The sequence below is a fragment of the Mediterraneibacter sp. NSJ-151 genome (assembly GCF_022487435.1).
GTDB classification, from domain to species: domain Bacteria; phylum Bacillota; class Clostridia; order Lachnospirales; family Lachnospiraceae; genus Schaedlerella; species Schaedlerella hominis.
The window spans coordinates 48,643-62,460 of record NZ_JAKVPP010000001.1 but is presented as its reverse complement, the minus strand read 5'-3'; the positions used below and the strand labels follow the sequence as shown (position 1 = coordinate 62,460).

General features: G+C 39.1%; 13 protein-coding genes. 5 read left to right on the top strand and 8 right to left on the bottom strand.

The window, feature by feature from the left end; genetic code table 11:
- Positions 1–197: 197 nt before the first annotated feature.
- Together LQE94_RS00345 and LQE94_RS00340 are read right to left on the bottom strand one after the other, a co-directional pair.
- The gene (locus LQE94_RS00345; protein WP_117593971.1) at positions 198–1,493 is read right to left on the bottom strand and encodes a tyrosine-type recombinase/integrase; all 1,296 of its coding nucleotides are present in this window, start codon (positions 1,491–1,493) and stop codon (positions 198–200) included.
- 86 nt (positions 1,494–1,579) lie between these two features.
- Positions 1,580–2,209 carry a helix-turn-helix domain-containing protein gene (locus tag LQE94_RS00340; protein WP_008369918.1) on the bottom strand — a complete coding sequence of 210 codons (630 nt, stop codon included), beginning with the start codon at positions 2,207–2,209 and terminating at the stop codon, positions 1,580–1,582.
- Positions 2,210–2,380: 171 nt separating this feature from the next.
- Here LQE94_RS00340 and LQE94_RS00335 point away from each other — a divergent pair, with 171 nt between their 5' ends.
- The 5 genes from LQE94_RS00335 to LQE94_RS00315 all read left to right on the top strand — a co-directional run bounded on the left by LQE94_RS00335 (position 2,381) and on the right by LQE94_RS00315 (position 5,800).
- Positions 2,381–2,611: a helix-turn-helix domain-containing protein gene (locus LQE94_RS00335; RefSeq protein ID WP_004843519.1), complete on the top strand. Its 231-nt coding sequence runs from the start codon at positions 2,381–2,383 to the stop codon at positions 2,609–2,611.
- 140 nt (positions 2,612–2,751) lie between these two features.
- Positions 2,752–3,066 carry a relaxasome subunit MobC gene (locus LQE94_RS00330; protein ID WP_072522126.1) on the top strand — a complete coding sequence of 105 codons (315 nt, stop codon included), beginning with the start codon at positions 2,752–2,754 and terminating at the stop codon, positions 3,064–3,066.
- Positions 3,066–3,437, top strand: coding sequence for a hypothetical protein (locus LQE94_RS00325; RefSeq protein WP_044998624.1), 372 nt, complete (start codon positions 3,066–3,068; stop codon positions 3,435–3,437). The genes LQE94_RS00330 and LQE94_RS00325 overlap by 1 nt, the downstream gene beginning before the upstream one ends.
- The gene (locus tag LQE94_RS00320) at positions 3,394–5,115 is read left to right on the top strand and encodes a MobA/MobL family protein (RefSeq protein WP_107029154.1); all 1,722 of its coding nucleotides are present in this window, start codon (positions 3,394–3,396) and stop codon (positions 5,113–5,115) included. Before LQE94_RS00325 ends, LQE94_RS00320 begins: the two co-directional genes overlap by 44 nt.
- Positions 5,093–5,800, top strand: coding sequence for a DUF6040 family protein (locus tag LQE94_RS00315; RefSeq protein ID WP_008394183.1), 708 nt, complete (start codon positions 5,093–5,095; stop codon positions 5,798–5,800). Before LQE94_RS00320 ends, LQE94_RS00315 begins: the two co-directional genes overlap by 23 nt.
- 195 nt (positions 5,801–5,995) lie before the next feature.
- Here the strand turns inward: LQE94_RS00315 and LQE94_RS00310 are convergent, their stop codons facing one another.
- From LQE94_RS00310 to LQE94_RS00285, 6 genes are all read right to left on the bottom strand, one after another.
- The gene (locus tag LQE94_RS00310; protein ID WP_117593969.1) at positions 5,996–8,323 is read right to left on the bottom strand and encodes an ABC transporter permease; all 2,328 of its coding nucleotides are present in this window, start codon (positions 8,321–8,323) and stop codon (positions 5,996–5,998) included.
- Between the two features lie 14 nt (positions 8,324–8,337).
- Positions 8,338–9,003, bottom strand: a complete 666-nt coding sequence (locus LQE94_RS00305) for an ABC transporter ATP-binding protein (RefSeq protein ID WP_006859033.1) — start codon at positions 9,001–9,003, stop codon at positions 8,338–8,340.
- 151 nt (positions 9,004–9,154) lie between these two features.
- Positions 9,155–10,186 carry a sensor histidine kinase gene (locus tag LQE94_RS00300; protein WP_006859034.1) on the bottom strand — a complete coding sequence of 344 codons (1,032 nt, stop codon included), beginning with the start codon at positions 10,184–10,186 and terminating at the stop codon, positions 9,155–9,157.
- Positions 10,183–10,872: a response regulator transcription factor gene (locus LQE94_RS00295; RefSeq protein ID WP_009265522.1), complete on the bottom strand. Its 690-nt coding sequence runs from the start codon at positions 10,870–10,872 to the stop codon at positions 10,183–10,185. Before LQE94_RS00295 ends, LQE94_RS00300 begins: the two co-directional genes overlap by 4 nt.
- A 249-nt stretch (positions 10,873–11,121) precedes the next feature.
- Positions 11,122–11,361: a DUF6061 family protein gene (locus LQE94_RS00290; protein ID WP_006859036.1), complete on the bottom strand. Its 240-nt coding sequence runs from the start codon at positions 11,359–11,361 to the stop codon at positions 11,122–11,124.
- Positions 11,362–11,882: 521 nt separating this feature from the next.
- Positions 11,883–13,805 (bottom strand): hybrid sensor histidine kinase/response regulator, encoded by a 1,923-nt coding sequence (locus LQE94_RS00285; RefSeq protein WP_240576703.1) that lies wholly within the window; start codon positions 13,803–13,805, stop codon positions 11,883–11,885.
- Between the last annotated feature and the right edge of the window lie 13 nt (positions 13,806–13,818).

Genomic DNA, 13,818 nt, shown 5'->3' with positions numbered 1-13,818 from the left:
AATGATACTATTATAAAAAAGGAAAAAGAGCTCCTTCGAGCTCTTTTGGGTCAGTTCTGCAAACTGGAATTTATATAATTATCTCTCTAACTTTCCCCATTTTATAGGCTTTCCCGCCTGTCCATTAGTGAAATGATATGTAGTTTCCCTTATTTTTACCCTTATGAGATAATCACAAGGGAAATAAGGGAATTTTTTTAATCATTGCCTACCACTTTATCAAGAAGCCTAACTGATTTTCGTTTAGCATCTCTTGTGGAGTGAGCATAGACATTCATTGTGGTACTTACATCTGAGTGTCCTAACAGTTCCTGCACATCTTTTGGGGCAGCTCCATTTGCTAAAAGGTTGCTTGTATAGGTGTGACGTAACTGGTGGAAATGAAAGCCTTCAAATCCCTCTAATGTTTTTGCCACCTTTCTGCAAACAGTCCCCAAAGTAGTTGGAAGTTCCAGACAACCATCCGGTCTTAAACAGACGAAAGAAATTTCTTTATAATCTGCCGGGACTTCCTCTGTTCTGTCTAAGCAATAATATTCGTAGTACACTCTGTTTTTCTCTTTGACCGCTTTGTAGTAGTTCGTGTGATAAAGTTCTCCGTACTGCATTCGATTTTTTAACTGCTCTTTCCGGGCATTACGGAAAATCTCTACCAGCGTATCTCCAAAATCAACAATCCTCACTTTTTTCCGCTTGGTTGGTCCGATGATATATTTGCGCTTTGAGCCATCGTATCGGATGCTACGTCTTATGGTAAGGCATTGTTCTTCCAGATTTACGTCCTGCCACGCCAAACCGCAGGCTTCTCCAATACGAAGCCCGGCATAATAGGCTATCTGGATTGGAAGTATTGCGGCTGGGTTCTTTTTTTTCAGATAAGCAAGCAATCTTTCATAATCTTCTCGTGAAATTGGTTGGATATTTCCGTCCATGTCCTCGTCTGAAAACAAATCAACTTCATCCGTCTGATACCGCAGTTTAATATACTGCATGGGATTAAACGTAATATACTGTTTTGGAAATACTGCAAAGCGGAAGGACTGCTGCATGACTGCGGAAAAAGAATGGATGTAATCTTTGCTGTAACCCTTTCTCTCTTTTCCGTCGGGATGAACTCCCCCGAAGGAAAGCAAATCAAAAAAGGATTGCAAATGTTCAGAGGTTACATTTTTCAGTTTCCGTTCTGCCAATGGGTGTTTCTTAATATTTCGGATTGTTCCGAGGTAATTCTCCACCGTACCATTGCTGAGCGTACCTGTTTTTAATTCCTCCTCTGCCCACACATCCAGAAGTTGTCCGACTGTGAGATTTTCCGCTTTGGCAACAAATTTCTTTTTCTCATAATCATCCATTGCCTGACGGAGCAGCTTTTCAGTTCCACTTTTGCTTTCTGTTCCAACGCATTCTTTCTGAACAAGATTGCCGCTTGCGTCCTCTACATAGAAGCGGTAGTACCATTTCTTTCCTTTTTTTCTTACAGATCCTTTTGCCATAATCGTATGTCTCCTTTCGATATTAGACAATCGGAACTGATGAAATGCTTCGTGCGTGTAAGTATATCATAACTCCGGTTGTCTTACTATACCGATTCGGAATCTTCGTATAAGACTTCTGATAAAAGATTTGCAAGCCTTTGTTCTGCTGTTTTTTGTTTCTTGGAATAGAGCCTTACAATGTCTGCCATCTCATTAAAAGCATTGATGGTAGGAGTGATTTCCCTTAAGAACATAATCTCATTATATTCATCATTCGATTCAAACCCTATTGTTTTGGCAATATCCGTCTGACCAGCATTTCCCTTGAAGTTTTTGCAGGCGAACTGGAAGGAATCCAAAAACAGACCATATTGTTTTAACATCAGCAGTAATAAATCTTTTGAAAAAGCATCTTCTTCTTTGGTAAGGGCAAGCGGTAACTGTTCCAGAATATCTCCCATCGCATCACGAATCTGTAATTCTCTCTTATCCGTAATGTCGGTTTCATATTCATCTGTTTCCCCTTTGAGCCATTCCACGGATACATGGAGTGCTTCCGAAAGACCTTCCAGCACCATTTTTTTCGTATTGTCAATCGAACCATTCTCATAACGCAGGATTGTAGAAGCGGTAACACCCATCTTTTCTGCGACATAAGGCTGTGTCAGATTCAATTCCAGACGGCGCTGTTTTATTCTGCTGCCTATCAGCTTGCGTAGTTCTTTATCTTTCATGCTGACTGCCTCCTTTTTCGGTATGTATGAATTATAGCATTGTTTTTCTGAAATTGCAATATGCAATATAAAAATTATTTTTAATATTTCGTAACGCTTGACAAAAAGATTTGGAAAGGATATACTTACATCACAAGAATTGCATAATGCAATTTATAAGGAGGTGATTATATGACGCAAAGAAAAATTGCATTATCCATCGAAGAAGCTGCTGATTATACGGGAATCGGCAGAAATACCTTAAGACAGCTTGTAGAATGGAAGAAACTTCCAGTATTAAAGGTTGGTCGCAAAGTCCTGATTAAAACCGATATTCTGGAAATGTTTATGGAAGCGAATGAAGGTCGTGATTTGAGGGATAGAGGAAATGTAAAAGCCGTAACAAGAACTGCGGCAAATTAAAAAGGCGGCTTCCAAAGAAACCGCCAAAGGTTCTATCAGACCGAAGCCATGATATACCTACACGCAAGAAGATTATACCATGTGCTTCTTCTGATACGCAACCGAGAACTTATGTTTGCAAAAGAAAGGGGAATGTAATCATGGCAAAATCAACAAAAAGTTATGAAGAACGAATGCTTGAAATGGAAAAGAAGGAACAGGAAAGCCTTGAAAAGGCGAAAAGATATGCAACACAGAAGAAAGAACTTCTGAAACGAAAGAAAGCCGAAGAAAGTAAAAAACGAACCCATAGGCTCTGTCAGATTGGCGGTGCAGTGGAATCCGTTCTTGGTGCACCTATTGAGGAGGAAGACATCCCAAAGCTGATTGGTTTTCTGAAAAGGCAGGAAGCCAATGGGAAGTTTTTCTCAAAGGCAATGCAGAAAGAAGCCAATACCGATATGGAGGAAGTGTAATGGCGGAGGGGATGAGTTTTTCATTCCCTTCATTGCTTTTTCATGAAGGGCGCACTTATGGACAACCAGAGGTCGTCCCAATAAGTTTGCCACAAGTGGCAACCGGTCTGCGCTCACGCTTGCCGGGCTCGTTCCGTCGGCGGGGCTTTCAGCCAGACCTGCTCATGCCGCAGGAGGCACTCTTCGCCAGAGGGGCGCATTCCATGCAGACTGCTATGCGCAGGGCACTCTTACGCAGAGGGCGTTCCGGCAATGCTGCTTTTTCTAAAATTGAAAGCAATGTTGCCGGAAATCTATGCCGGATGTGCAGAAAGGAGGAATCCAGACATGGCGATTTTTCATTACACAATCAAAATAGTCGGACGAAGTAAAGGAAAATCTGTTATCTCCGCTTCTGCATATCTCAATGGGGATGTGATGAAAAACGAAGAAACCGGGAGTATCAGTTATTACACTTCTAAAAAAGAAGTGGTCTACACCAGTCTGATGATGTGCGAAAACGCACCTTCTGAATGGCAGATAGTACCAGAGGAAAATATAAAACGCTTTCAAAAGTCTGTCCGATACAAAAGGTCAGAAGATAAAGAAGCTGCTATAAAAAAATTTAAAATCACATTTCAAAAACAGAGGTTATGGAATGAGGTATTGAAGATTGAAAAAAATGCAGATGCCCAACTTGGCAGGTCATTTGAATTTGCCCTCCCCAAAGAATGGAGCAGACAGGAACAAATTCAATATACAACCGACTATATCCAAAAAACTTTTGTAGATAGAGGAATGTGCGCTGATTGGAGTATCCACGACAAAGGGGATGGCAACCCCCATGTCCATCTGCTTCTAACTATGCGTCCTTTTAACCCGGATCATTCTTGGGGAAAGAAAGAAGTCAAGGATTGGGATTTTGTCAGAGATAAAAACGGAAATATCGTGATTGATGAATCCCATCCGAACTGGTGGCAGGATAAGAAAAACCCTGACCGTCATGGAATCCGTATCCCTGTATTAGACGAAAACGGAATTCAGAAGATTGGAGCAAGAAACCGCCTGCAATGGAAACGGGTGCTGACCGATGCTACTGGATGGAACAATCCAAAAAATTGTGAACTGTGGCGGAGTGAATGGGCAAAGGTATGTAATGAACATCTGCCTTTGCATAATCAAGTTGATCATCGTTCTTATGAAAAGCAGGGAAAACTCCAGATTCCTACCATCCATGAAGGAGCTGACGCAAGAAAGATTGAACAAAAGTTTTTTGCCGGGCAGGAAATAAAAGGCTCGTGGAAAGTAGCGGAAAATCAAATCATAAAACAACAAAACACGTTATTGCAAAAGATACTAAACACCTTTGGGAAAGTATCGGGTGCATTATCATTATGGAAGGAGCGATTAAATGACATTAGAAGAAAGCCGGGAAATTATACCCTTAATGGAATCCATGATTGGTCAAATCGAAGAACAGCAGAACCTAATGGCAGAAATGATTCTGGAAATGCAGAACCGGGACACTCAACTCTCTCTTATGCAAAAACAGAATCAGAAATTACAAAAATTAAACAACGAGTTAACCGAGCTGCTCAACATTTTGCCAAATACCGAGGAACTGCTTTCCAAGATGGAAGAACAGAAAACGAAGATAGAGCTTTTGGAAAACGAAAATCAGCAATGGCAGAAATTGGCACAGAAGCTGAACAGCGAAAACAGTTTATTACTGAAACAGAACACCGAATTGCTGAACTGGAACAGCAGATAGAGAAAGGACGTGATATAGATGAACGAATCCAGAGAATCAAAGAACGCCGAACAGTTGGAAGAACTTCTGCTCTTGACCGAGGAGATACAAGAAGAACTAGAACAGAAAGAACAGCTTATCGTGGAACTGAAGACGCAGCTCAGCGAATCTCTGACCTTGAACGAGAAATTAAACAAAGAGAACAGAGCCGGGAATATTCAAGCATTAAAGAACGACTTGAAGCTGGCAGACAGAGCATTGCGGATCGAGAAAGAGAAGTTGCGAAGCGCAAACGTCATGATAGAGGAATGTCAAGATAAAATATGCTATTTAACACAGGAACGGGATTATGCCCGGACACATCAGAAAATCGTAGAAATACCGGTAGAAAAGCCGGTACTCTATGAAAAATGTGAAGCCTGTAACCGGACAGCCTATCAGAATGCAAAAGCAAAATACGAAACACAAAAAGAGCGACTTGCAGGACAGTATAAAGCAAAAACGGTAATGTTCCAAACAACCTTGTTCCTTCTTGCATGGTATTCGTTGACAACCACTCTTTTTCAGGCAGTACAGTCAGATATGTTCCTTGTCGATTGTAAATCATTCTTCAATGATTTAGCATCATTCATACAAACCTTTGTCGGATGGACGATTGATGCCGGGCATTCTGCGGCACAGATTAGTACAAAAATTCCAAATGCTTTTATAGCCGGAATGGTATATTGGTTATTGCTAATATTGATTGTAGGAATATGTATGGCAGGAACAGGGATGCTGGCGATACTGATAGAAATAAAGGTTATAGAATTATATAAGAAAAACTGTTGGGATGTTATTACTCTACTAATGATACTGACAAGTGTTGCTATTGTCATTTATTTTGGAGAATCAATCAAAAAAGTACTGTCAGTAAATCTTCTATTGCTTTTCGTACTTTCGCAGGGCGCATATGTTGGAATTAGATGTTATCTTAAAGTTTGGTTAGAAAAAAGACCATATTAGTATTTTCAACTTACTGTATAGACAGTAAAATTACTCCATACCAGCCTAGTGAAAATTTACTGTATGAAAAGAAGTATTACAGAGAAAAAAGGCTGTAAAAACAGGAACAGCCAGCCCGAAAGAATTTACGGACTGGCTGTATCAGCAGAGTAATGTAATTGTGGAGCTGACCGAGATATGAAAAGCTTTCTATCATCAATTTCGCATTATTGCAATAACAGATTGCTTCTTCCATGAATGAATAAGCAATATTGTCATCAAACTTTCAAGCATAAACATAGCAACAGCAAAAAGAGTAAAAGCAACAACCGGAAATACAAATCCCGTAGACATGCCTGCATTTTTCAAAAATATACCGATTGCATATCCGCCGGGGATTCCAACAACAGCAGTTATAAGCAATGCAATCAAAGTAGTAAAAAGACCTTCCATCATAAATGCTTGCTTCAACTGCTTATTTGTCATACCAATAGATTTTAGTGTGCCCATTTCCTGTTTCTGTGATAAAAGATTTGTCACAGTAAGATTGATTTGATTGATGACCGCAAATATCCACAAGATGGCTGCAATCGCATAAGCTAATGTAAAACCTGCACGATTGTCTGATTGGTGTTCTACAATAAAATCTTGAAGGGTTTGTAAGCGAACATCCCTATTGTCAGAAACGAGTAATTTGAGTTCTTGCTCGATTATCTCCTGATATTCAGTTTCTGCTTGTATTTCGATTGCGTATGTACAGTCATAACCTGCAAGTTCTTTGAGCATATTTTCCGGCATTCTGAAAATATAGCCACCCATTCCATCATTGCTGGAAGTGATTGCACCAATTTTGAATGCTTTTGTTATTGTTTTACCACTATGATTTTTGAAATTAAAGGTCACAGTATCCCCAATTTGAGGTTTCCAATGGTAAACATCATAAATACGTTCGGGATCACTTACAACTAATTCTGTATCATCAGTAATATTTCCAGACAAAACCGCTGCATTTAGCGACGCCAAATCCTTTTCATTATAGCCGAGCATCAAGGTGCTATCTGAAATATCATTGTCTGTTGAGAAATCAACTGGTACGGTAGCATAAGTAAATATATTGCTAACTCCCTCTATATCTCCAACACGCTTTACATAATCAGAAAAATATTCTTTCTGCAAGAGAGCATCCAAATTTTCACTTTCGTTTTCTAAATCAATGCTGATTTTGAAATCTCCGTACTTCATATCCCAATAACGAGCCATACTCTCGGCATTAAAAGAACTCTGATAACTTGCTGCAAGGAAAAATATAACTCCGCACAGTCCCAATGATAAAATGGTCAATAGAGATTTTTTTCTGTTTCTGGAAAAGCTGATTTTCGCTAAATATACAGGCGTAATACGATGTCTTTTGTGAGTGCGGTAATTTACAATTCCCACTGGATTTTTCAGGGCGGAAATTGGAGAAGTATTCGCTGCAATTTTTGCTGGTTTACGAACACTAATATAAACAAGCAGTATTCCAAAAAGGCATGCGCCACATAGAGAAACAATAAATGCAAATACTGACCAGCCTTTTGATTGCAGACAATAGCTGATGATCGTTCCCATGATACTACCAATTAAAATCCCCGGAACTGCAAGCATATAACCCTGTTTAAGAACTATTTTATAAATTTGCTTTTTACTTGCCCCTATTGTCCGAAGCTGTCCGAACTCAGCAACTTTTTGTCCAACCGAAATATAGAAAATGCTGTAAATTACAAGTGCGGCAGCTAAAAACAAAATGGCAGCAACTACACCATATACCGCATAATTACTGAAGGACAAAGTTGTATTTACATAATCATAGTAACTGCTGACTGTCCAATTATTCAGTCCAGTCTCCTCTGAAATTTGAGATAATATTTCTGTTGCTTCGTCTTTTGTAAGGGTATCTGCATTTTCAAGCCAAACATATCCATTAAGCAGGTTATTTCCACGTAATTCCCGGCATTTTTCAAGTGAAACAAAAACAGGATAAGCGGTAGAAGTTTTATCATGATAAATACCAACAATAGTATAATTCTTCAAAGTACCATCCAGATTCAACTGAACTATGGCGTTGATTTCCGGAGACTTATTTTCACTGGCAAAAAAGGCATCTGTAACAGCAATTTCACTTGCTTTCTCTGGATATTTTCCGTCAAAGGCAGGAATCAAACTAAGCATGTCATCATCATAATAAATCAGAGACAGTTCTTTAGAATTTTCTTTCACTGTTTTGATATTACAGGAAAGTCCTACACTTTTTACTTCTTCGTTTGCTAACAACTTTTCTTTACTGTCCTGCGTAATGTCAAAGAAAATCCCTTGATGTAATCCTTCGATTTCTTTCTGATTTTGATAAATGATATTTTGCACTGTGAGCAACGACATCATTATCATAGCAACGGCTACAATAATTGCCGAAAGGCAAAATAAGTTTTTCTTCTTATCAAAACGCACACTTTTTCGTGCTAATTTTTTAATTACTGCACTGGTATCATTTTCAAAAGGATAATTCATAATTCCCACCTCCTTTAGCCAACAATTTTACCATCTTCAATCCGTACAATGCGGTCTGCGAGTTGAGCGATCTCGTTGTTGTGAGTAATCATTACAATGGTCTGATTAAATTCTCCGCTGGTATGCTTCAAAAGCCCTAACACATCTGCACTGGTCTTGCTATCAAGATTTCCGGTCGGTTCATCAGCAAGGATAATCGCAGGCTTCGTAATTAAAGCTCGTGCAATCGCTACACGTTGCTGTTGACCGCCTGAAAGATTGTTCGGCATATTTTCCAGTTTATCTTCTAAAGCCAACATATACACAACTTCGTCCATAAATTTCTGGTCTACTGTATCGCCATCCAGTTCCACAGGCAGGACGATATTTTCATATACATTCAAAATCGGAACCAGATTATAATTTTGGAAGATAAATCCGATGTTACGACGGCGGAAAATTGTCAATTCATCATCATTCTTTTTTGCGAGTTCTTCTCCCCGTACAATCACGCTGCCGGAAGTGGGGGTATCAAGTCCTCCCATCATGTGAAGCAATGTAGACTTACCGCTGCCGGAAGTTCCAACTACGGCAACAAATTCTCCCTGTTCCACAGTAAAATTTACACCATTAAGGGCACGAGTAATATTTGGTTCTGTGCCGTAATACTTCTTTAAGTCGATTGTTTGTAAAATGCTCATATTCAAATGCTCCTTTCAAGGCTTTCTATCTGTTGATAAAGCCATTGTAAACCACAAATGTTACACAAATGTCCGAGATAGAAAAAATTTTTATCGAAAATCAGAGTGAAATGTTACAACGCTCGGACATTTCAAAAAAAGTGGTTATATCTTACCTTACAGGAAGCATAATAGAAAATTCTGAGCCTTGCCTCAGCTCTGAAACAACCTTGATATAGCCCCCTTGCCTTGTTACAATCTCACGAGCCAAATACAAACCTATTCCCACACCCTGTTGATCGTGTACTTCTTCCTCACGATAGAAGCGCCGGAAGATGGCAGCCTGATTGCTTTCTGAAATGCCCTTGCCGGTGTCGGTCACTTTGACCTCTACGTACATTTCCCACTGAACCACTGATACAGAAATCTTTCCACCTGACGGAGTGTATTTTACTGCATTGTCCAGCAGATTGAAAAGGGCTTCGCTTGTCCACTTGCTGTCATGGGAGATTATCAAATTTTCCGGGCAATCCACGGATACAGCAATTTCTTTTTTCTCTGCGGCATATACAATACTGCTCATGGCTTGTGCAAGCGTATGGAATAAGCTGCTGTCTTTCTTTTCTAATCGTATTGCTCCGGTTTCCAACCGGGACGTTTTAACCAGTGCTTGGAACAGAAAATCCAGTTTATCAGTCTGACTACGTATGCCTTGTAAAAAGTCCATCCGTTCTTCTTCTGAAACAGGCTTTGTTAAAAGTGTGTCCGTTACCATTTGCAAATTGCTGACAGGCGTTTTAACTTGATGTGAAATATCAGAAATCAGCATTTGAAGCTCCTGTCGTTCCATGTCTACCTTGTGCCGGTTTTTCTGCATAATCTCATACAACCGAATTAAGCGGTGGTTGATACGGGCAAAAAGAGTTTCACTATCATTTGACTTTTGTAATTCCTCGTTTCCATCAATCATGTTGTCCAGCGTCCGGCACAAATTAGAAGTAAAATGAGAAAGGCGTTTTCCAAAAATCAGCACCAATAGCCAAATCCAGAAAAACGCACAGAGTGTCAATGTTCCACCCACTATAAAAATTCGTATATCCTGCATTATACCGCCGAAAATACCGGTAATTACCAGCATAGAGAAAACCATGCCAGCACTAACCAGTCTACAAATTTTCTTAGCAGAAAGGTTATTCAGATTCATTTCTTTTCGCCTCCTGTCCATTGATACCCCATACCATAAACCGTTTTGATATATGTGTCGCCATCCGCTTCAATCTTACTGCGAATACGGCTGATAGAAGTAGTAAGGGTATGTTCATCTACATATTTTTCATCAACATCCCACAGTTTTTCTAAAAATTGTTGGCGAGTAAGTACCTGCTTCGGATTTTTAAGAAATAGGTTCAACATTTTATATTCCATCGCAGAAAGTGCTAATGGTTTCCCGTTCAAACTTGCAAATTGTTCCGAAAAATCCAGAAACAAGCTACCATCCTCGTAAATATCCTTAGCTGGTTTGTGATGCTCCAACATAGCGAACATGGCTTTGATTTTTCGCTGCAAAGCACTAATCGAAAAAGGTTTCGTGATATAATCCACTGCACCAGCTTCATATCCCCGTATCTGATTGCTTTCCTGATCGTTGGCAGTTAGAAATATAACTACTGTATCAGGATGCTCTGGCTTGATAAGACGGCATAGGTCATAACCATTTCCGTCTGGTAAATTTATATCCAGCAATACCAAATCAAAAATGTTTGTTTTTAATGATTCAGCGGCTGTCCTTGCATTCAGAACAGAAGTTATTGTGTAACCGTCCAATTCCAAATTATAAGTAAGCGTTTTATTCAAAAGATTATCATCTTCGACAATTAAAATATGCTTCATATTATCACTTCCTTTTCTTTTTGCAGATAGTATAACAGGCAAATGTCCGAGAATTGTTACAAGGACAAATATATTTTTCATTTTACAGCTTTTTTCTGTGTACTGCAATTTTATAAAAGAAAGGACAGCAGTGTCAAATTGCTGTCCTTTCTTTTATCATAGCTGGTAGTGTATAAGCGTGGGTTCATCATATCGGGTGTGGTATCTTTAACTACAGGAAACTCCCTACAACACTATCTCACTTCTTGCTTAATAAAGTTCTAATGAATCTTCTGTATCCACCCACATCTGTAAATTGCCATCAAGATATAATCTTGCATATTCCAAAGGCTCATCCACAGCCAATGAAGTAAGCGCACATTCTGATCCATATGTGGTTTTTAAATTTTTTTCAGCTTCCCAGCAATCAATGCGAAGCATATATCCAGCACTTGTGTAAACATCAATACTATCGTGGTTTATATTATATTCTGCATAAATTGTTCTCATCGTATCTTATCTCCATTTTCTTTTGATAATCAGTTACAGAGTTAAATATCGAAAACATTTCAATCAGTTCACCATGTCGTTATTGTTATATGTTATATTGTGTTATGAAATTTTCTTTCCCTTAATTTTTCCCATATTAAGGTTCATGAAAAGCAATGGGAAAATGTAACACAAGGGAAAGAGTAAGGGAAAGTTCACTTGCTACAAACTTAGTATTTTCAAGGGTTTGCGAAGAATTTGATAATCAAATATAACAGTTATTAAATTTCCTAAAATATGTGAAATATCAACTGGAATTTGTAGAAATCCTGATCGGACATATTGTCGTTCTTGATCTTCCCGGCGGTTTCCATGACAGCTTCCGCCAGCGGGCGAATATCCATAACAGAGGTGTCCTCCTGGTGCTGGGTGCTGATAAGAAATGTGGTGATGCGACCCGTATCATAATCATAGGAAACTTGCACTTTCGCATCCGACAAGGCCAATGCAAACTTTTCATCAGAATTAACTTCTTTGTTTTCCTAATCGTGTTTAATGTATTTAGTGATAGTATCGATTAATTCCTCCATGTTAATCGGCTTGGAAATATGGTCATTCATGCCTGAATCCATGGATTCCTGAATATCATCTATAAAAGCATTTGCAGACAAAGCTATAATTGGAATCCTAACCGCATCGAGGCGCTCTATACCCAGGGCTCGAATAGCTTTCGTTGCTTGGTGTCCATCCATGTTTGGCATCATAATATCCATCAAAATAAGATCGTATGTGTCTCGTGGATGATTTTTAAACAAATTCACGACTTCTTTTCCATCTGATGCGCGTGTTACGGTCATACCGGCATCTTCTAGCATTATCGTAGCAAGTTCAGCATTTAGATCATTATCCTCTGCCATAAGAACATGAACACCTGTCAAATCTCTATGTAGAGGTTGTTTTTGTTTTGATTGAATAACTTGTTCTGTCAACTCCAGTGGAATCTCCACAGTGAATGTAGTACCTACACCTTTTTTACTCTCAACAGCAATTGAACCGCCCATCATATCTATATGTTTTTTTGTGATGGCCATGCCAAGACCGGTTCCCTTATATTTGGTTCTGGCATTAGCATCATCTTCTTGTGAAAACGGCTTGAATAATTCTTTCTGGAACTCTTCACTCATGCCAATACCATTATCTTGAACAACATAACGAATTATGATATGTTTCTCATCCGTTCCGGGGTAACTGCTGATATCCAAAGTAATCTTTCCACCGTCCTTTGTGAATTTCACAGCATTGCCAAGAAGATTCACCAGGACTTCTCGAATACGCGTAACATCCGCAAGGACATATGGGTTCTTTGGTCTTTCTCGATGTACTTCAAACTTAAGATCTCGGTTATAAAGAAGTCCATTCATAATCGCCTGGACGTTATCTGTCAATTGAGTAATGTCCACTGGCTCAGGCGAAATGATATCTTTTCCGCTTTCAATGCGACTGAAATCCAAAACGTCATTCAACAAAGAGAGAAGATGATTCGAACTTTTTTGAACTTTCTCCAAGCTATCATGAATATCTGAAATCGTGTTCTGGTGAAGCGCAATGTTTGTAAATCCAATAATGGCATTCATTGGCGTTCTGATGTCATGGCTAATATTAAGCAAAAACGCAGATTTTGCTTTGTTGGCAGCATCTGCTTCCTCAGCGGCGGTCATTAATAATTGTTTTTGTTTTTGCTCTTCTGCCTTGCTTTTCTGGTAAACATAATAGGTATATAGACAAATTAAAAGCAATACAGCTCCTGCGACTAAACCGCAGATGATGGAAATATGATTCGTCTTTTCAACCATTCCATAAGCTGATTGCATATCCATTTCAATGCAAAATGCGCCAATGATTTCTCCTGTCCCATCATGATTTGCGCTTATAGGATAGCAAGCCGTAAAAATCGGACCCCATGTTGTATCAATGATATCCTGAGAGTACACATTCTCCCCAGAAATAGCCCTATCAATATACGGAACCATTTCTTCCTCAATATAATCTCCAGGGTGTCTTACATCATCCGCATCCGGATCCAAACCGTCTACCACATAAACGAGTTTTCCTTCTTCATTTTTTGTAGCGGTGTAAATATATCGAGTAGAATTCAGTGTTCTGATTTCATTGAAATATGAAGAAATATCCTTATATAATTGCTTCTTTTCATCAGATTGATCTTTGATTTGATCAAAATCTTCTTTGCCGATTTTTCCATTCACAAGTTTGTGTACTGCATCTGCACTCGCTGTGTCACGTGTGATTTCTGTTTCAAGGGCGGTCTTAGTGTAAGAACTTTGCAGAATATATGTGTACGACGCTATTACCAAAATTATCAAAAGTCCCGCAATCACAAAGATACTGCCTGTATTCTTCAGCCTAAGGAGTTTTTTCAAATTAATTCCTTCTTTTGTTTTCTTCATGCTGCTCATTCAC